At 60.4% G+C, this 17,889-nt stretch carries 15 protein-coding genes and 2 tRNA genes; 13 read left to right on the top strand and 4 right to left on the bottom strand.

What is annotated here, in order from left to right:
• The first annotated feature begins 1 nt into the window (after nucleotide 1).
• Nucleotides 2-955, top strand: coding sequence for a hypothetical protein (locus tag PseuLF5_RS08040; RefSeq protein WP_128615699.1), 954 nt, complete (start codon nucleotides 2-4; stop codon nucleotides 953-955).
• A gap of 127 nt (nucleotides 956-1,082) precedes the next feature.
• Here the strand turns inward: PseuLF5_RS08040 and dinB are convergent, their stop codons facing one another.
• Nucleotides 1,083-2,144, bottom strand: a complete 1,062-nt coding sequence (dinB, locus tag PseuLF5_RS08035) for a DNA polymerase IV (RefSeq protein ID WP_340133325.1) — start codon at nucleotides 2,142-2,144, stop codon at nucleotides 1,083-1,085.
• A gap of 280 nt (nucleotides 2,145-2,424) precedes the next feature.
• Here dinB and PseuLF5_RS08030 point away from each other — a divergent pair.
• The 5 genes from PseuLF5_RS08030 (at nucleotide 2,425) to PseuLF5_RS08010 (ending at nucleotide 7,855) form a co-directional block, all read left to right on the top strand.
• Nucleotides 2,425-2,501: transfer RNA gene (locus tag PseuLF5_RS08030), tRNA-Met, on the top strand.
• A 219-nt stretch (nucleotides 2,502-2,720) separates the two neighbouring features.
• Nucleotides 2,721-2,797: transfer RNA gene (locus tag PseuLF5_RS08025), tRNA-Met, on the top strand.
• 279 nt (nucleotides 2,798-3,076) lie between these two features.
• On the top strand, nucleotides 3,077-5,716 hold the full coding sequence (gene mprF, locus PseuLF5_RS08020) for a bifunctional lysylphosphatidylglycerol flippase/synthetase MprF (RefSeq protein WP_123465207.1): 2,640 nt from the start codon (nucleotides 3,077-3,079) through the stop codon (nucleotides 5,714-5,716).
• On the top strand, nucleotides 5,716-7,008 hold the full coding sequence (locus PseuLF5_RS08015; RefSeq protein ID WP_007964390.1) for a virulence factor family protein: 1,293 nt from the start codon (nucleotides 5,716-5,718) through the stop codon (nucleotides 7,006-7,008). Before mprF ends, PseuLF5_RS08015 begins: the two co-directional genes overlap by 1 nt.
• A 523-nt stretch (nucleotides 7,009-7,531) precedes the next feature.
• Nucleotides 7,532-7,855 (top strand): DUF3077 domain-containing protein, encoded by a 324-nt coding sequence (locus PseuLF5_RS08010; RefSeq protein WP_123465205.1) that lies wholly within the window; start codon nucleotides 7,532-7,534, stop codon nucleotides 7,853-7,855.
• A 112-nt stretch (nucleotides 7,856-7,967) separates the two neighbouring features.
• Here the strand turns inward: PseuLF5_RS08010 and PseuLF5_RS08005 are convergent, their stop codons facing one another.
• Complete coding sequence (locus PseuLF5_RS08005) at nucleotides 7,968-9,809, bottom strand: potassium transporter Kup (protein WP_409202020.1); 1,842 nt, start codon at nucleotides 9,807-9,809, stop codon at nucleotides 7,968-7,970.
• Nucleotides 9,810-10,159: 350 nt separating this feature from the next.
• Here PseuLF5_RS08005 and rimO point away from each other — a divergent pair, with 350 nt between their 5' ends.
• The 6 genes from rimO to tsaA all read left to right on the top strand — a co-directional run bounded on the left by rimO (nucleotide 10,160) and on the right by tsaA (nucleotide 15,544).
• Nucleotides 10,160-11,497: a 30S ribosomal protein S12 methylthiotransferase RimO gene (gene rimO / locus PseuLF5_RS08000; protein ID WP_340133324.1), complete on the top strand. Its 1,338-nt coding sequence runs from the start codon at nucleotides 10,160-10,162 to the stop codon at nucleotides 11,495-11,497.
• 327 nt (nucleotides 11,498-11,824) lie between these two features.
• The gene (locus PseuLF5_RS07995; RefSeq protein ID WP_322373850.1) at nucleotides 11,825-12,298 is read left to right on the top strand and encodes a GNAT family N-acetyltransferase; all 474 of its coding nucleotides are present in this window, start codon (nucleotides 11,825-11,827) and stop codon (nucleotides 12,296-12,298) included.
• Between the two features lie 189 nt (nucleotides 12,299-12,487).
• Nucleotides 12,488-13,198, top strand: a complete 711-nt coding sequence (locus tag PseuLF5_RS07990) for an rRNA pseudouridine synthase (protein ID WP_128613564.1) — start codon at nucleotides 12,488-12,490, stop codon at nucleotides 13,196-13,198.
• A 72-nt stretch (nucleotides 13,199-13,270) separates the two neighbouring features.
• On the top strand, nucleotides 13,271-13,738 hold the full coding sequence (locus PseuLF5_RS07985; protein WP_123465197.1) for a YehS family protein: 468 nt from the start codon (nucleotides 13,271-13,273) through the stop codon (nucleotides 13,736-13,738).
• Nucleotides 13,739-13,906: 168 nt separating this feature from the next.
• Nucleotides 13,907-14,677: an SDR family oxidoreductase gene (locus tag PseuLF5_RS07980; protein WP_128613565.1), complete on the top strand. Its 771-nt coding sequence runs from the start codon at nucleotides 13,907-13,909 to the stop codon at nucleotides 14,675-14,677.
• 168 nt (nucleotides 14,678-14,845) lie between these two features.
• Nucleotides 14,846-15,544, top strand: a complete 699-nt coding sequence (gene tsaA / locus PseuLF5_RS07975) for a tRNA (N6-threonylcarbamoyladenosine(37)-N6)-methyltransferase TrmO (protein ID WP_322373846.1) — start codon at nucleotides 14,846-14,848, stop codon at nucleotides 15,542-15,544.
• Nucleotides 15,545-15,631: 87 nt separating this feature from the next.
• Here the strand turns inward: tsaA and fpr are convergent, their stop codons facing one another.
• Nucleotides 15,632-16,411: a ferredoxin-NADP reductase gene (fpr, locus tag PseuLF5_RS07970; protein ID WP_003222277.1), complete on the bottom strand. Its 780-nt coding sequence runs from the start codon at nucleotides 16,409-16,411 to the stop codon at nucleotides 15,632-15,634.
• Between the two features lie 135 nt (nucleotides 16,412-16,546).
• Between fpr and PseuLF5_RS07965 the strand changes: the two genes are divergently transcribed.
• Nucleotides 16,547-17,473 carry a LysR family transcriptional regulator gene (locus tag PseuLF5_RS07965; protein WP_186745204.1) on the top strand — a complete coding sequence of 309 codons (927 nt, stop codon included), beginning with the start codon at nucleotides 16,547-16,549 and terminating at the stop codon, nucleotides 17,471-17,473.
• Here PseuLF5_RS07965 and PseuLF5_RS07960 read toward each other — a convergent pair.
• Nucleotides 17,470-17,832 carry a diacylglycerol kinase gene (locus PseuLF5_RS07960; RefSeq protein WP_042607041.1) on the bottom strand — a complete coding sequence of 121 codons (363 nt, stop codon included), beginning with the start codon at nucleotides 17,830-17,832 and terminating at the stop codon, nucleotides 17,470-17,472. The genes PseuLF5_RS07965 and PseuLF5_RS07960 overlap by 4 nt on opposite strands.
• Nucleotides 17,833-17,889: the final 57 nt, after the last annotated feature.

The raw sequence follows: 17,889 nt of genomic DNA, 5'->3' as shown, positions 1-17,889 counted from the left end.
CATGTTCAAGCGAAACACCTTGGGCCTCGGTGGCACCGCCCTGTGCGGTGCCCTGCTGGTCAGCGGCTGTGCCAATCACATGTCACAGCGCAGCGAGCACGAAGAGCGGGTCGAGCGCAAACTGCTCGACCACAGCCTGCAGATCGATGTCGGTGAGCCCAAGGAGCTTGAGCTGCCGCAGCGACGCGTGAAAATCAACGAACAGAAGACCTTCGAAGTCACCGAGTTCGAAGTCACCCGTCGTTACGACCGTTACACGCCTTACCAACCCTGGCGGGAGGTCTACGAGATTCCGCTCGGCGCGGTGGCCGTGGTGGCCGGTATCGGCGCGAACGTGGTCAATGTCTTCGCTCTGGGTAACCTGCCGGACAGCGTGACCAAGGATTGGCTGAACTACGGCATTGCCGGGGTCAACCCGTTCATGAACGTGCAGTCCCATGGGCGTGCGCAACAGAACCTGGCCGGCATAGATGAAGTCCAGCGCGACAAGCGCATGGAGTATTCGAGCCTGCCGTGGAGCGAGCGGCCGGTGCAGGTCAAGGCCGGCAAGCAGACCTTCGACATGACCACCGACCGCAACGGCGTGCTGCGCCTGAACCTGCTGGACAGTCCGTTCGCCGAAAATGACCTCAATCATGTCGGCAAACTGCAGATCAGCGTCGAGGACGGCAAGGATGACGTGCACAGCGACTCGTCCCTGACCATCAGCAGCCACCTGCGCAGCAAGTTGCTGGAAGCGCACGGGCTGATTTACGACGATCTGGAAGACGACGAAGTGAGTCAGTGGGTCCACCGGGTCAAACGTCTGTCGGAACTGGGGCTGGAAGAAGAAGCCAGCGAGCTGGAACAAAGCCTGATCGAACTGACCCGTAACGATCCTGAGTTGCAGACCGAGTTTCTCAAGTCGCTGACCAAGGATGCCGGGCGCCTGGTGGCGGATCCGGGACCGAATTAAAAGCTAAAAGCATCGCGGGCAAGCCCGCTCCCACAGTGTTTAATGGTGAAACACACATTGTGTGAACTCCAAAAATCCCTGTGGGAGCGGGCTTGCCCGCGATGACCATCCGAAATTTGTCGCAAAACTACCGCTCAAACAACTCCATCTGCTCAAACCCGCCGCGCAAATCCTCCAGCCTTACCCCGACCCCGAGCAACCGCACCGGTTTCCCGCCGCGATTGAACGCCTGCGTCAGCATCAACTGATAACTGCCCAGATCGCGCCCTGCCCCGGCCTGCTCCAGCGTGGTCTGGGTAAAGTCATGGAATTTCACTTTGACGAATGGCTTGCCCGGTCGATAACTGCCGTCGATGCGCGTCATGCGGGTTTTCAGGGTTTCCAGCAGTTCGGGCAATTTATCCAGGCAACTGCGCAGATCCGGCAGGTCAACGTCGTAGGTGTTTTCGACGCTGATCGACTGACGCCGACTGTCATTGTGCACTTGCCGGTCATCAATCCCGCGGGCCAGGCTCCAGAGTCGCTCGCCAAAACTGCCGAATTCGCGCACCAGCGCCAGTTTGCCCCACTCACGCAACTGCAGGCAGTCGACGATACCAAGCTTGCCCAGCCGGTCGGCGGTGACCTTGCCGACGCCGTGCAACTTGCTCACTGGCAAACCGCTGACAAAGTCCTCGACCTGGTCCGGGGTGATCACGAACAAGCCGTTGGGCTTTTTCCAGTCGCTGGCGATCTTTGCCAGAAACTTGTTTGGCGCCACGCCGGCGGAAACGGTGATGTGCAACTGATTGGAGACGCGTCGGCGGATGTCCTGGGCAATGCGCGTGGCGCTGCCGCCGAAATGCGCGCTGTCAGACACGTCGAGGTAAGCCTCATCCAGCGACAGTGGCTCGATGAGGTCGGTGTAGTCGGCAAAGATCGTGTGAATTTCCTTCGATGCTTCCCGGTACGCATCCATGCGCGGCTTGACGATGGTCAGGTCCGGGCACAGCTTCAAGGCATGCCCGGAGGCCATGGCCGAGCGCACGCCGTACGCCCGCGCCTCATAGTTACAGGTGGCAATCACCCCGCGCCGGTCCGCCGACCCTCCCACTGCCAATGGCTTGCCCGCCAGCCGCGGGTCATCGCGCATCTCGATGGCGGCGTAGAAACAGTCACAGTCGATGTGGATGATTTTTCGCTGAGTCATGTCAGAAAAGGGAACGTGGCGAACCGGATCAGCAGTATCTCACTGAGACCTGTATATAGCACCAGTGGTTTGAATGTTCTTTCCCAGCGGTAGGAAAAGTCCTTTGAATTTGTTTTCTCAATTGAAACTGAGTACCCAATAGAGCTGAAAGCCTTGCCCCACCTGCCCTACGGCAGGACAAGACACCTGTAAAGGAACGCTAACCGATTGAACCTCAAGAGATTTTATCCAAATCAAGGTTGACACTCCGGCGATCCTCTGTAGAATGCCGACACACAGACGCGGGATGGAGCAGTCTGGTAGCTCGTCGGGCTCATAACCCGAAGGTCGTCGGTTCAAATCCGGCTCCCGCAACCAAACATCAAAAAAGGCTACTCGAAAGAGTGGCCTTTTTTGTGCGCGTATGTTTTTGCAGATCGACCTGCCCACAATGCTGCAGGCAAACAGGAATTCGTTGTATTTCCGAAACTTAACCCATGACCTGCGACCGTTTGCCGCGATTTCACGCTTATTTGACCCTTTTCGGGATTAGCGGTTGACACTCAGCCGTTCGCCTGTAGAATGCCGCCACACAGACGCGGGATGGAGCAGTCTGGTAGCTCGTCGGGCTCATAACCCGAAGGTCGTCGGTTCAAATCCGGCTCCCGCAACCAAACATCAAAAAAGGCTACTCGAAAGAGTGGCCTTTTTTGTATCTGTTGAAAAAGTCCTTTCGCAACAATGATCTGTCACTGTGCAGTGAATCGTCCAGGATCATCAGACCCGCCCACTTGCGACTATGCTTTGCGTCGCGGGCAAGCAGTCTGCAATCCATGACTGCCCTCGCCGATACCCGGTGAGAGGCGTAGTATTTTGTGATTATTTTTTTCTACAGGGATTGGTAACTTGGCTGGATACCCCCATCCTGTCGCGCACAATCCAAGAGGTGATTGATGCGCGCCAACTCGTCTGATCCACAAGACACCGTCACAGCGGAAAATCCGATCAAACCCGAGCGTTTGCGCTTGCTGGATCGGCTGAGCAAATACCGTCAACCCATCGGTCTGGTGGTCACGCTGCTGCTGTTTACGATTGCGCTGATTGCCTGTCGTCATCTGCTCGTCGAACTCGATCTCGACGCGCTGCACGACTCGATTCTCGACGTGCCGAAACCGGCCCTGCTCGGTGCATTCGGTGCCACCGTCGTCGGTTTCATCATTCTGCTGGGCTACGAATGGTCGGCCAGCCGCTACGCCGGGGTCACCTTGCCACCGCGCACACTGGCGCTGGGCGGCTTCACCGCGTTTGCGATCGGCAATGCCATCGGCCTGTCGCTGCTGTCCGGCGGCTCGGTGCGCTACCGTTTATACGCACGACTGGGACTGGGGGCGTCGGAAGTCGCGCACATGACTCTGTTTGCCAGCCTGTCGCTGGGCTGCGCGTTGCCGCCGCTGGCTGCGCTCGCCACGCTGAGCGACCTGCCCGCCGCGTCCCAGGCGCTGGGATTGTCGCAAGGCCTGCTCGGCACCGTCGCGGTGACCGTGTTGCTGGCTGGCGCCATTCTCGCAATCGGCATCTATCGTCGGCGCCTGCCGGAACAACCCTACCGCGACAATCTGTTGGTCAAGGCTGGCCGCCGCACTCTGCGCCTGCCAGGCCGTCGCCTGACGTTCCTGCAACTGGTCATCACCGCGCTCGACGTGGCTGCCGCTGCCACCGTTCTGTATCTGTTGCTGCCGGAAGCACCGCCGTTTGGCGCTTTCCTGCTGGTGTACCTGCTGGCCCTGGCGGCGGGTGTACTCAGCCATGTCCCGGGTGGCGTGGGGGTGTTCGAAGCGATTCTGCTCGCCGCCTTCGCCGATAAACTCGGCGCCGCGCCTCTGGCTGCTGCGCTGCTGCTGTATCGGCTGATCTACGTGGTGCTGCCGCTGCTGGTGGCCTGCGTTCTGCTGCTGATCAACGAAGGTCAGCGCCTGTTCCAGACCCAGACCATGCGCGCCGCGTCTGGCCTGGCCGCGCCGATTCTGGCGGTACTGGTGTTCCTGTCCGGCGTCGTGCTGCTGTTCTCCGGCGCCACACCGGAAATCGACACTCGCCTTGAACACATCGGTTTCCTGATCCCGCATCGCCTGGTCGACGCCTCGCACTTCGGCGCCAGCCTGATCGGCGTGCTCTGCCTGTTGCTCGCCCAGGGCCTGCGTCGGCGCCTGTCGGCCGCGTGGATGCTGACCACCATTCTGTTGCTGGTGGGCGCCCTGCTCTCGCTGCTCAAAGGCTTCGACTGGGAAGAAGCGACGCTGATGACGCTGACGGCGGCCCTGCTCGGGGTGTTCCGTCGCTCCTTCTATCGTCCGAGCCGCCTGACCGAACTGCCCTTCTCGCCGCTGTATCTGGTGTCCAGCCTCTGCGTGCTGGGCGCCTCGACCTGGCTGCTGCTGTTCGCCTATCAGGACGTGCCGTACAGCCATCAGCTGTGGTGGCAATTCACCCTCGACGCTGACGCCCCACGGGGTCTGCGTTCGCTGCTCGGTGCCGCCGTGCTGTTGCTGGTGATTTCCCTGACCTGGCTGTTGCGCACCGCACGCCCGGTCATTCATCTGCCGACACCGGACGAACTCGATCGTGCAGCAAAGATCCTCATGGCTTCGGCGCAACCTGACGGCGGCCTCGCGCTGACCGGTGACAAGGCGCTGCTGTTCCACCCCAACGACGAGGCGTTCCTGATGTACGCGCGTCGTGGCCGCAGCCTGGTGGCGCTATACGACCCGATCGGTCCTGGTCAGCAACGCGCTGAAATGATCTGGCAGTTCCGTGACCTGTGCGACATCCATCACACACGGCCGGTGTTCTATCAGGTGCGCGCAGAAAACCTGCCCTACTACATGGACATCGGCCTGACCGCGATCAAGCTCGGCGAAGAGGCCCGCGTCAATCTGCAGCGCTTTGACCTGGAAGCCAAGGGCAAGGAAATGAAGGATCTGCGCTACACCTGGAACCGTGGCACCCGCGATGGCCTGTCGCTGGAAATCCATGAGCCGGGTCAGGCGCCGATGGACGAGCTGAAAGTGATTTCCGATGCGTGGCTGACCGGCAAGAACGTGCGTGAGAAAGGTTTCTCCCTCGGCCGTTTCAGCGACGATTACCTGAAGCATTTCCGCATTGCGGTGATTCGCTTCGAAGGCCGTCCGGTGGCGTTCGCCAACTTGCTCGAGACTTACAGCCACGACCTGGCCAGCCTCGACCTGATGCGCGCGCACCCGGATGCCCCGAAGCTGACCATGGAATTCATGATGGTCGGCCTGATTCAACACTATAAGAGTCACGGATACGCGCGCTTCAGCCTGGGCATGGTGCCGTTGTCAGGGTTGCAACCCCGGCGCGGTGCACCGCTGACCCAGCGTCTGGGCTCGATGGTTTTCCGCCGTGGTGAGCAGCTGTACAACTTCCAAGGCTTGCGCCGCTTCAAAGACAAGTTCCAGCCTGACTGGGAACCCCGTTATATGGCCGTGCCCGCGGGACTTGATCCGCTGGTGGCGCTGGCCGACACTGCTGCCCTGATCGCGGGCGGCTTGACTGGATTGGTGAAACGCTGATGATTCAACGCTCCCTGAAGTACATCCTGGCCGCATTGATTGTGCTGGCCGTGATTGCCGGCGGCGGTTACTGGTACCTCAAACGTCCGGCCCCCCAACCGACCCTGCAACCGCTGACGGCCGCCGACGGCACCGTCATGACCCGCGTGATCCCGGGCACCCAGCCCAAGGCGCAGGTGCTGGTAGCGGTCAATGACGACCAGAAGCTGACCGACAACCAACTGAGCACCCTGAGCCGCAGCGCCTCGGCGCAGATCGTTCAGGTGATTCTGCCCAAGGACTGCCTGCAACAGAGCCGCGCCCTGCAGACCGGCCTGCGCGAACTGAACGGCCCCGCTACGCTGGTCAGCGGTATCGGCCCTGGCGCCGTGCTGGCGTGGCGCTGGTTGTCCGAGCAGAAGGACGACAAGGCCCAGGCCATCTCGGTTGACCTGGCGCTGGAAAAACCCGGCTGCACCCACCTGCTGCCAAAATCTGCGGCTCACGGCCACTGGCTGGTGGCGTGGAACGACAACCCGGACGACACCAGCGCCGGTTTCGTGCGCGATCAACCAAACGCCGAAACCAGCATCAGCGACTACGACATCAACCTGCCGCAAGTGCTGAACAACGAACTGCGCAAGATCCTCGTCGGCGGCGACAAGGCCAACGGCGGTCTGGCGATTCCGGTGGTGGAAGTGCCGGCAGGCCAGGCGAAAGACACCGTGACCCTGTTCCTCTCCGGTGACGGCGGCTGGCGCGACCTCGACCGCGATGTGGCCGGCGAGATGGCCAAGATCGGCTACCCGGTGGTCGGCATCGACACCCTGCGCTACTACTGGCAGCACAAGAGCCCGGAGCAAAGCGCGCTGGACCTGACCGAACTGATGCAGCACTACCGGCAGAAATGGGGCACCAAGCGCTTCATCCTGACCGGTTACTCGTTCGGTGCCGACGTCCTGCCGGCGATCTACAACCGCCTGCCGGACACCGAGCAACAGCGCGTCGACGCAATCATCCTGCTGGCCTTCGCCCGCACCGGCAGCTTCGAAATCGAAGTCGAAGGCTGGCTCGGCAACGCCGGCAAGGAAGCCGCCACCGGCCCGGAAATGGCCAAGCTGCCGGCCGCCAAAGTGGTGTGCATCTATGGCGCCGAAGAAACCGATGAAAGCGGCTGCACCGACAAGACTGCCGTCGGCGAAGCGGTGAAATTGCCCGGCGGCCACCACTTCGACGAGAACTACCCGGCGCTGGCCAAGCGTCTGGTGGACTTGATCGAGAAGCGTCAGAGCAAGGATCAGCCGGCAGAGTGATTTGAGCCGGCGACACGAAAAGCCCCCGCAGCCTTACGGTTGCGGGGGCTTTTTACATGCCGCCGAACACCCAAAAACCAATGTGGGAGCGGGCTTGCTCACGAATGAGGTGGATCAACCGGCAGATTCGTAAATCTGACATTGCGCCTTCGCGAGCAAGCCCGCCCCCACTGGGTTCATTTCGTGCCTGACGTTTAGATTCGCTTGCACCTGGCCTCGCAATATCGGATGGCGCCCACAGACCTTGTAGGCAAACTCCGAATCTCATATTTGAACGGCTAGCTGCACTATTGGGCTGTTTTTCGACGGGATACTCTGCGGACGTCGCTGGCTCATTCAGCGATCAGGTGTGGTAACCCGGAGCAACCAGCGCGACAGCGCGTCCATCAAGTCATGGCAGCTGCGCGTGGGACGCCTGCGGGCGTGCCCCTTTCCTCGGTTCCCGGTTTATCACCCTGCGTACAGCTGCCTCCCTTTCGCGAGGTAACGAAAGTCGCGGCACTTCGAACCAAGGAGTAACACGATGACCGAAACTGATCTGTACGGACTCGCACACCTTAAAACCATCGGCTTCACCCCCTTCCTCTACCACTCGGATCAAGCGTTTTTCAACGTCCGCTCCGGCATCCCGATCATTGATGCCTTGTCCCAATCCTCCGACTTGCTATACCTCGCCAAATCCTTCGCCGAGGACGCGGCCTTCATCAAAGACACCGACCGCCATGCCTGGGCTGCGCATTACCTGACGGTGATGGGCAAGGCTTTGCTGGATGATGTGATTCAGACACTGATGCCACGATCTGTGCGGGCCAATGCCGAATCTGAAGACATGCCTGATCGCAGGTAACACCACGGCCCTTTGTGAGAGCGGGGTCTGCGGTGAATGTGGGGTTTATACAAAGCCACAAAAAAGCCCCCGCCAGCCACAAGGCTGACGGGGGCTATCAGTAGATGCCGAGCTACATCTCGACCTGCGTCCCCAGTTCAATCACCCGGTTCAACGGCAGATTGAAGAAGCGCAAGTTGCCATTGGCATTCTTCAACATGAACGCAAACAGCGCTTCACGCCAACGGGCCATGCCTTCGAGTTTCGAGGCGATCACCGTTTCGCGGCTGAGGAAATAGGTGGTGCGCATCGGGCTGAAGTCCAGGTCATCCAGATGGCACAACTTCAGTGCCAGCGGCACGTCCGGCTCATCGGTGAAGCCGAAGTGCAGGATCACCCGGAAGAAGCCTTCGCCGTGGGCCTCGACTTCGAAGCGGCGCGATGGCGGCACACGCGGGATGTCTTCGTAGACCACCGTCAACAGCACCACTTGCTCGTGCAGCACCTGGTTATGCAGCAGGTTGTGCAACAGCGCGTGCGGCACGGCGTCGGAGCGTGCGGTGAGGAACACCGCAGTGCCCTGCACGCGGTGCGGCGGTTGCACGCGGATGCTGCTGATGAAGATCGGCAGCGGCAGCGCGCCTTCGTCGAGACGATCGACCAGCAGCTCCTTGCCGCGTTTCCAGGTGGTCATCAGGACGAACAGCACGATCCCCGCGAGTACCGGGAACGCACCGCCCTGAATGATCTTCGGCACGTTGGCCGCGAAGAACATGCCATCGACCAGCAGGAAGCCGAGCAGAATCGGCACGGCCAGCAGCGGTGGCCATTTCCACAGCAGCAGGATCACCGCCGCCACCAGAATGCTGGTGATCAGCATGGTGCCGGTCACCGCCACTCCGTAGGCAGACGCCAGTGCGCCGGAGGATTCGAAACCGATCACCAGCAGGATCACGCCGACCATCAGCGCCCAGTTCACCGCACCGATGTAGATCTGCCCTTGTTCGGCACTGGAGGTGTGCTGAATGTGCATGCGCGGGATGTAGCCGAGTTGAATCGCCTGGCGGGTCAGCGAGAACGCACCGGAAATCACCGCTTGCGAAGCGATCACCGTGGCCAGGGTGGCCAGCACCACCAACGGCACCAGCGCCCAGTTCGGCGCCAGCAGGTAGAACGGGTTACGCGCCGCTTCCGGGTTCTCCAGCAGCAAGGCGCCCTGGCCGAAGTAGTTCAGCACCAGCGCCGGCAACACCAGCGCCAGCCAGGCGCGGGCAATCGGCTTGCGACCGAAGTGGCCCATGTCGGCGTACAACGCTTCGGCGCCGGTCAATGCCAGCACCACCGCGCCGAGAATCGCCACCCCCATGCCCGGATGCACTATGAAGAACCGCACACCCCAGATCGGGTTCAGCGCATTCAGCACTTCAGGGTGTCTGACGATCCCGCTGACACCCAGACCGCCCAGCACCAGAAACCACGCCACCATCACCGGGCCAAACAGCTTGCCGATGCGATCGGTGCCATGCTTCTGGATCAGAAACAACCCGACCAGCACCACCAGTGCCATCGGCACCACCCAGCGCTCCAGACCATCAAACGCCAATTCCAGACCCTCGACCGCCGACAACACGGAAATGGCCGGGGTAATCATGCTGTCGCCGTAAAACAGCGCGGCACCGATCAACCCCAGAATCACCAGCACCGCCTGCAATTTCGGGTAGCGGCTCGATGCACGTCGCGCCAGGGCAGTCAGCGCCATGATCCCGCCTTCACCCTGGTTGTCGGCGCGCAGTACGAACAACACGTACTTGATCGTAACTACCCAGATCAGCGACCAGAAAATCAACGCTAGAATCCCGAAGACTCCGTCGTGATTGACCGGCACCCCATAATGACCGGCGAACACCTCTTTGAGGGTGTACAACGGGCTTGTGCCGATGTCGCCGTAAACCACCCCGACTGCCGCGACCAGCATGCTCAGCGGTTTTGCAGCCGAATGCTCGGCGCCCGCCGCCTGACTACTTGCCTGACCCATCCAACACTCCTACTTCTCAGAACCGGCTTCTTTGAATGAAGCACTATGCTTTGTGGTGCAGCATGCGCTGTTTTACCCGTTGTTACAGACGTTTTGTTGACTGTAAAAAATTGGTAAAGCTCAACGGCGCGAAGCATAGCGCAGCACTCGTCGTATTTCCCTGCATAAAGCTGGTCAAGTGCGTTGCTCACCGCTAGAATTGCGCACTTTTTGATCAGAGGCGCCGTTCAAGCGCCCATCCGTCGGCTTCCACACCAGGCAAGCGACGTCACAAAACACCGAGGTTAGACATGTCCACCACTCCTGCGCCGGCCAATCCCAAGGTTGGCTTCGTATCTCTGGGTTGCCCGAAAGCACTGGTCGACTCCGAGCGCATCCTGACCCAGCTGCGCATGGAAGGCTATGACGTGGTGTCCACCTATCAGGACGCCGATGTCGTGGTGGTCAACACTTGCGGCTTCATCGACTCGGCCAAGGCTGAATCGCTGGAAGTGATCGGTGAAGCGATCAAGGAAAACGGCAAGGTGATCGTCACCGGTTGCATGGGCGTGGAAGAAGGCAATATCCGCGACGTACACCCGAGCGTGCTGGCCGTGACCGGTCCGCAGCAATACGAGCAAGTGGTCAATGCCGTGCACGAAGTCGTGCCGCCGCGTCAGGATCACAACCCGCTGATCGACCTGGTGCCGCCGCAAGGCATCAAGCTGACGCCGCGCCACTACGCCTACCTGAAAATTTCCGAAGGCTGCAACCACAGCTGCAGCTTCTGCATCATCCCGTCGATGCGCGGCAAACTGGTCAGCCGTCCGGTCGGCGACGTGCTCGACGAAGCCCAGCGCCTGGTCAAGTCCGGCGTCAAAGAGCTGCTGGTGATCTCGCAAGACACCAGCGCCTACGGCGTTGATGTGAAATACCGCACCGGTTTCTGGAACGGCGCGCCGGTGAAAACCCGCATGACCGAACTCTGCGAAGCGCTGAGCACCCTCGGCGTCTGGGTGCGTCTGCACTACGTTTACCCGTACCCGCACGTTGACGAGCTGATCCCGCTGATGGCCGCCGGCAAGATCCTGCCGTACCTGGACATCCCGTTCCAGCACGCCAGCCCGAAAGTGCTGAAGGCAATGAAACGCCCGGCGTTCGAAGACAAGACTCTGGCGCGGATCAAGAACTGGCGCGAAATCTGCCCGGACCTGATTATCCGTTCGACCTTCATCGTCGGCTTCCCGGGCGAAACCGAAGAAGACTTCCAGTACCTGTTGAACTGGCTGACCGAAGCCCTGCTCGACCGTGTCGGCTGCTTCCAGTACTCGCCGGTAGACGGCGCACCCGCCAACGATCTGGACCTGGAAGTGGTCCCGGACGACGTCAAGCAGGATCGTTGGGAGCGCTTCATGGCGCACCAGCAAGCGATCAGCTCGGCACGCCTGCAGATGCGCATCGGCCGCGAAATCGAAGTGCTGGTGGACGAAGTGGACGAGCAAGGCGCAGTGGGCCGCTGCTTCTTCGACGCCCCGGAAATCGACGGCAACGTGTTCATCGACAACGGCAGCAACCTCAAGCCGGGCGACAAGGTCTGGTGCAAAGTGACTGACGCTGACGAATACGATTTGTGGGCTGAGCAGATCTGATCTGAACGTCAAAAGCCCCTCACCCTAGCCCTCTCCCAGAGGGAGAGGGGACTGATTGAGGTGTTCTTGCGAGCTGCACCGACCTGAACGCTCGAGTCGAACTCAGGTTTTGAACAGCATGAAGATCAGCTCCCTTCCCCCTCGCCCCTCTGGGGGAGAGGGTTGGGGTGAGGGGGAGAGATCTTGCTGGCCACAGAAATATCCAGCCAGACACCGCAACAAATACACAAAGCCCCGCTCTTTTTTACGAGATGCGGGGCTTTTTTACGGCTATCGTTTGCTGGGGGAAGGACTCCCGCTTATCCACATTAGAAGAGGCAGACGGGCATGCGTCAGCATTCGGTCATCCATACGCCGAAACTCAGCGATTATCAGGAACTGACCCGGGTCTGGGAGGCCTCGGTCCGCGCAACCCATGATTTTCTGCCAGACAGCTACATCGAGCTGTTGCGCAATCTGGTGCTGACCCGCTACCTCGATGCGGTGATGCTGATCTGCACCAAGGACGCTCAGCATCGCATCACCGGGTTCGCCGGAGTCGCCGCGGGCAAGATCGAAATGCTGTTCATTGATCCCGCCCATCGGGGCCAGGGCCTGGGCAAAAAACTGCTCACCTACGCCATGCAACACCTGAACGCCGATGAACTCGACGTCAACGAACAGAACCCGCAGGCGCTGGGCTTTTACTTCAAGCAGGGCTTCGAAGTGATCGGCCGCTCGGAAGTCGATGGCATGGGCCAGCCGTATCCGCTGCTGCACATGCGTTTACGGCAGAACCAGCAGCGCTCCAGTAACGGCTGACACACCATGGCCCCCTGTGGGAGCTGGCTTGCCAGCGATGCAGACGCCTCGGTCTGACAGATGCACCGAGGTGATGCCATCGCTGGCAAGCCAGCTCCCACAGGGAATACGGACACAGTGAAAATGGAACCGGACTTAACCGGCACCACACAGGTACAATGCCCACCCCTTTTTTGTTACGGCCCTGTCATGACTGACCCGATTCGCCTCTCCAAACGCCTCATCGAACTGGTGGGTTGCTCCCGCCGTGAGGCCGAGCTGTTCATCGAGGGCGGCTGGGTCACCGTGGACGGCGAAGTCATCGACGAGCCGCAATTCAAGGTGGGCGACCAGAAAGTCGAGCTCGACAAGGACGCCAAGGCCACCGCGCCGGAGCCGGTGACGATTCTGCTGAACGTGCCGGCGGGCATGGATGTCGACACCGCCATGCAATCGCTGAGCGCCGAGACCCTCAGCGAGGAGCACCGCTATGGCAAACGCCCGTTGCGCGGACATTTCCTGCGCCTGACCGCCAGCGCCGACCTGCAGCCCAAGGCCAGCGGCCTGCTGGTGTTCACCCAGGACTGGAAGATCCTGCGCAAACTCACTGCCGATGCGGCCAAGATCGAGCAGGAATACGTGGTCGAAGTCGAAGGTGACATGGTCGCCCACGGCCTAAACCGCTTGCAGCACGGACTGACTCACAAGGGCAAGGAGCTGCCGCCGGTCAAGGCCAGCTGGCAGAACGAAAACCGCCTGCGCTTCGCCATGAAGAATCCGCAGCCGGGGATCATTGCCCAGTTCTGCGAAGCGGTGGGCCTGAAGGTCATCGGCATCCGCCGCATCCGCATTGGCGGCGTCTCGATCGGCAAAGTCCCGGTCGGCCAGTGGCGCTATCTGTCCGGCAAAGAGAAGTTCTAAGGCTTCCGCTGCCGCCACACATTCCGGCAGTACGCCCGCGTGCTGCCCACAACGCTTATCAGGAATACCGACATGGTTCATAACGACGTACTGCGCAGCGTGCGCTACATGCTCGACATCAGCGACAAGAAAGTGGTCGAGATCATCAAACTCGGCGGCATGGACGTCACCCTTGCCGACGTGGTGACCTGGCTCGACAAGAAAGAAGAAGACGAAGAAGGTTTCGTGCGTTGCCCGGACGAGGTCATCGCGCACTTCCTCGACGGTCTGGTGATCTTCAAGCGTGGCAAGGACGAAAGCCGTCCGCCGCAGCCGATCGAAGTCCCGGTCACCAACAACATCATCCTGAAAAAGCTGCGTGTGGCCTTCGAGCTGAAAGAAGACGACATGCACGCGATCCTCAAGGCCGCCGAGTTCCCGGTGTCCAAGCCTGAGCTGAGCGCGCTGTTCCGCAAGGTCGGCCACACCAACTACCGTCCGTGCGGCGACCAGTTGCTGCGCAATTTCCTCAAAGGGCTCACGCTGCGCGTGAGAGCTTAAAAGCAGCCCCAAGCTGCAAGCTGCAAGTGGCCACCCTGCTTTTACTTGCCGCTTGCAGCTTGCAACTCGAAGCTGGCCGCATGGCCCCCCATTCCCTGCAAAAATAGTGGCTCCGCTTTTCGTGGCTGACGACTAGGGTGTACTGATCCCTAATCCTCAGGACTAGCCATGCATCCGTACTTCTCCCTGCAAGGCCGCACCGCTCTGGTGACCGGCGGCACCCGTGGCATCGGCAAAATGATCGCCAAGGCTTTTGTCGAGGCCGGCGCCCGTGTTTACGTCTGCTCCCGCGACGCCGAAGCCTGCCATCAAACCGCTGAAGAACTCGGTGCCTTGGGCACTTGTCACGGCGTGGCGGCGAATCTGGCCAGCGAAGACGGCGTGCACGCACTCGCCGCGCGCCTGGGCGAGCAGATCACTCACCTGGATATTCTGGTCAACAACGCCGGCACCACTTGGGGCGCGCCACTGGAGAGTTACCCGGTCAAGGGCTGGGAAAAGGTCATGCAGCTCAACGTGACATCAGTGTTCAGTTGCATCCAGCAGTTTCTGCCGTTGTTGCGCAAGGCCGGTTCGGCAGCGAATCCGGCGCGGATCATCAACATCGGCTCGGTGGCGGGGATTTCTTCCTTTGGCGAGCAGGCTTATGCCTACGGGCCGAGCAAGGCTGCCCTGCATCAGTTATCGCGGATTCTGGCTCGGGAGCTGGTGAGCCAGCACATCAACGTCAACGTGATTGCACCGGGACGGTTTCCGAGCAAGATGACCCGGCATATCGGCAACGATGAGCAGGCATTAGCTGAGGACACGGCGCTGATTCCGATGAAGCGTTGGGGGCGTGAAGAAGAGATGGCGGCGCTGGCGATCAGTCTGGCGAGTACGGCCGGCGCTTATATGACCGGGAATATCATTCCGCTGGACGGTGGGTTCAGCCTCTGACATCGGCGGTGCGGCCTTCGCGAGCAAGCTCGCTCCCACATTGGATCTATGGCGTGCACAAGATCCCTGTGGGAGCGAGCTTGCTCGCGAATAGGCCAGCCCTGCCACCACCAGACTTGAGGTTGGACGGGTTATCATGCCCACCCTGCCCCGCCTCGAATTCAAACCATGACTTACAGCGTCTCTCCCATCGGCTACGTGCGCTCCTGCTTCAAGGAGAAGTTCGCCATCCCCCGCCAGCCACAACTGGCCCCCGCTGCCCGTGGTGTGCTGGAACTGGTGGCGCCGTTCGATCAGGGAGATGCCGTGCAGGGTCTGGAGCAGGTCAGCCATGTGTGGCTGCTGTTCCTGTTTCATCAAGCACTGGAAGAAAAACCTCGCCTGAAAGTGCGCCCGCCACGCTTGGGTGGCAACAAATCCATGGGCGTATTCGCCACCCGCGCCACGCACCGACCGAACGGCATCGGCCAATCAGTGGTGAAACTGGACAAGGTCGAAGCCAATCGCCTGTTCATCTCCGGGATCGACTTGCTTGATGGCACGCCGGTTCTCGACATCAAACCCTACGTGCCATACGCCGATATCATCCCCGAAGCCGCCAACAGCATCGCCAGCGCCGCGCCACAGCTGATTGACGTGCAGTGGACGGATTCGGCGCTGCAACAGGCGCACACGCACGCTCAGCGCCTCGACGAGCCGTTGGTTGAGCTGATTGAACAGTGTCTGGCTCAGGATCCGCGCCCGGCGTATCAAACCCCGCTGCCCGAGCGCGAGTACGGCGCACAATTCTGGGATCTGGACGTGCGCTGGCATTACCCGACACCGGAGCAGATCCGCGTGCTCGAAGTGATCCCCGCCGGGGCGTAATCCCCGGAAACGAAAAAGCCCGCGCTGCCTTCTCAGGCAACGCGGGCTTTTACTGTGTCACCACAAAACCAATTGTGGGCGCGGGGCTTACTTCTCGACGAATGCACGCTCGATCAGGTAATCACCCGGCTCGCGCATCCGCGCCGAGATCTTCAGGCCGAAGCTGTCGAGCACTTCGCTGGTCTCGTCGAGCATGCTCGGGCTGCCGCAGATCATCGCGCGGTCGTCCTGCGGGTTGATCGGTGGCAGACCGATGTCGCTGAACAGCTTGCCGCTGCGCATCAGGTCGGTCAGACGGCCCTGGTTCTCGAACGGCTCGCGGGTCACGGTCGGGTAGTAGATCAGCTTGTCACGCAGCGCCTCGCCGAAGAACTCGTTCTGCGGCAGGTGCTCGGTGATGAATTCGCGGTAGGCGACTTCGTTGACGTAACGCACACCGTGCACCAGGATCACTTTTTCAAAGCGTTCGTAGGTTTCCGGGTCCTGGATCACGCTCATGAACGGCGCCAGACCGGTACCGGTGCTCAGCAGATACAGGTGCTTGCCCGGATTCAGGTCGTCCAGTACCAGGGTGCCGGTAGGCTTTTTCGAGATGATGATCTCGTCGCCTTCCTTCAGGTGCTGCAGTTGCGAAGTCAGCGGACCGTCAGGCACTTTGATGCTGAAGAACTCGAGATGCTCTTCCCAGTTCGGGCTGGCAATCGAGTAAGCGCGCATAAGCGGGCGGCCGTTGGGCTGTTGCAGGCCGATCATCACGAACTGACCGTTCTCGAAGCGCAGGCCCGGATCGCGGGTGCACTTGAAGCTGAACAGAGTGTCGTTCCAGTGATGAACACTGAGGACACGCTCGTGGTTCATGTTGCTCATGTACGTGGGACTCCTGGATATTGGGTCTGCGCTTGCCTGGAAACGGCCGACGGTGCGCAATTGCATCGCATTCTAATAGCGACGACAATATCTGTTAACTGGATTATTAAGATAAGGGTTATCGGTTATATAGATATGCGATTTACTCTCCGTCAACTGCAAGTCTTCGTCGCCGTCGCCCAGCAGGAAAGCGTATCCCGTGCTGCGGGTCTGCTCAACCTCTCGCAATCGGCTGCCAGCACCTCGATCACCGAACTGGAGCGCCAGTCCAGCTGCCAACTGTTCGATCGCGCGGGTAAACGCCTGAGCCTCAACGCCCTTGGCAAACAACTGTTGCCGCAAGCGGTGGCCCTGCTCGATCAGGCCAAGGAAATCGAAGACCTGCTCAACGGCAAATCCGGGTTCGGTTCGCTGTCGGTGGGGGCGACGCTGACCATCGGCAATTACCTGGCAACCCTGCTGATCGGCGGTTTCATGCAGCGCCACCCGGAAAGCCAGGTGAAGCTGCACGTACAGAACACTGCCAATATCGTGCAACAAGTCGCCCATTACGAAATTGATCTGGGTCTAATCGAAGGCGATTGCAGCCACCCGGACATCGAAGTGCAGAGTTGGGTCGAGGATGAGCTGGTGGTGTTCTGCGCGCCGCAACACCCGCTGGCCAAACGCGGCAGTGCAACCATGGAAGAATTGACCCACGAGGCGTGGATTCTGCGGGAACAGGGTTCCGGCACGCGGCTGACCTTCGATCAGGCCATGCGTCATCATCGCAGCGCGCTGAATATCCGGCTGGAGCTGGAACACACCGAAGCGATCAAACGCGCCGTGGAATCGGGGCTGGGGATTGGCTGCATCTCGCGGCTGGCACTGCGCGATGCATTTCGGCGCGGCAGTCTGGTGCCGGTGGAGACACCGGACCTGGACCTGGCCCGGCAGTTCTACTTCATCTGGCACAAGCAGAAATACCAGACTTCCGCCATGCGCGAGTTTCTCGAACTGTGCCGCGCTTTCACCGCCGGGGTGCAGCGCAGCGACGAGATCGTCTTGCCAAATATCGCTTAAAGCAGAATCACTGCCCACACCAGGGCAATCATGCTCAGTGCCACGAATTGCGCGGCGCTGCCCATGTCCTTGGCGTTCTTCGACAGCGGGTGCAATTCCAGCGAGATGCGGTCGATGGCCGCTTCCACTGCCGAGTTCAGCAACTCGACGATCAGCGCCAGCAGGCAGACAGCGATCAACACCGCCTGCTCGACACGGCTGACATTCAGGAAAAACGTCAGTGGGATCAACACCACATTGAGCAGCACCAACTGGCGGAATGCCGCTTCACCGGTGAAGGCTGCGCGCAGACCGTCCAGCGAATAACCGGAAGCGTTGAGGATGCGTTTCAGGCCAGTCTGGCCCTTGAAAGGTGACATAAAGTGAAAACCAACCAAAAAGGAGTGGGAAAGCTAGTTCAACAAAAGTCAAAAAAG

It is taken from the genome of Pseudomonas sp. LF-5, assembly GCF_037626295.1.
Lineage (GTDB): Bacteria > Pseudomonadota > Gammaproteobacteria > Pseudomonadales > Pseudomonadaceae > Aquipseudomonas > Aquipseudomonas monsensis.
Note: the sequence above shows the minus strand (reverse complement) of the source record. Positions and strands in the feature narration are given on the sequence as shown.

Bases quoted from the DNA above. Each gene is read 5' to 3' on its own strand.
- PseuLF5_RS08040 (WP_128615699.1), top strand. From the start codon at position 2: ATGTTCAAGCGAAACACCTTGGGCCTCGGTGGCACCGCCCTGTGCGGT.
- dinB (WP_340133325.1), bottom strand. From the start codon at position 2,144: ATGACTCAGCGAAAAATCATCCACATCGACTGTGACTGTTTCTACGCC.
- mprF (WP_123465207.1), top strand. From the start codon at position 3,077: ATGCGCGCCAACTCGTCTGATCCACAAGACACCGTCACAGCGGAAAAT.
- PseuLF5_RS08015 (WP_007964390.1), top strand. From the start codon at position 5,716: ATGATTCAACGCTCCCTGAAGTACATCCTGGCCGCATTGATTGTGCTG.
- PseuLF5_RS08010 (WP_123465205.1), top strand. From the start codon at position 7,532: ATGACCGAAACTGATCTGTACGGACTCGCACACCTTAAAACCATCGGC.
- PseuLF5_RS08005 (WP_409202020.1), bottom strand. From the start codon at position 9,809: ATGCTGGTCGCGGCAGTCGGGGTGGTTTACGGCGACATCGGCACAAGC.
- rimO (WP_340133324.1), top strand. From the start codon at position 10,160: ATGTCCACCACTCCTGCGCCGGCCAATCCCAAGGTTGGCTTCGTATCT.
- PseuLF5_RS07995 (WP_322373850.1), top strand. From the start codon at position 11,825: ATGCGTCAGCATTCGGTCATCCATACGCCGAAACTCAGCGATTATCAG.
- PseuLF5_RS07990 (WP_128613564.1), top strand. From the start codon at position 12,488: ATGACTGACCCGATTCGCCTCTCCAAACGCCTCATCGAACTGGTGGGT.
- PseuLF5_RS07985 (WP_123465197.1), top strand. From the start codon at position 13,271: ATGGTTCATAACGACGTACTGCGCAGCGTGCGCTACATGCTCGACATC.
- PseuLF5_RS07980 (WP_128613565.1), top strand. From the start codon at position 13,907: ATGCATCCGTACTTCTCCCTGCAAGGCCGCACCGCTCTGGTGACCGGC.
- tsaA (WP_322373846.1), top strand. From the start codon at position 14,846: ATGACTTACAGCGTCTCTCCCATCGGCTACGTGCGCTCCTGCTTCAAG.
- fpr (WP_003222277.1), bottom strand. From the start codon at position 16,411: ATGAGCAACATGAACCACGAGCGTGTCCTCAGTGTTCATCACTGGAAC.
- PseuLF5_RS07965 (WP_186745204.1), top strand. From the start codon at position 16,547: ATGCGATTTACTCTCCGTCAACTGCAAGTCTTCGTCGCCGTCGCCCAG.
- PseuLF5_RS07960 (WP_042607041.1), bottom strand. From the start codon at position 17,832: ATGTCACCTTTCAAGGGCCAGACTGGCCTGAAACGCATCCTCAACGCT.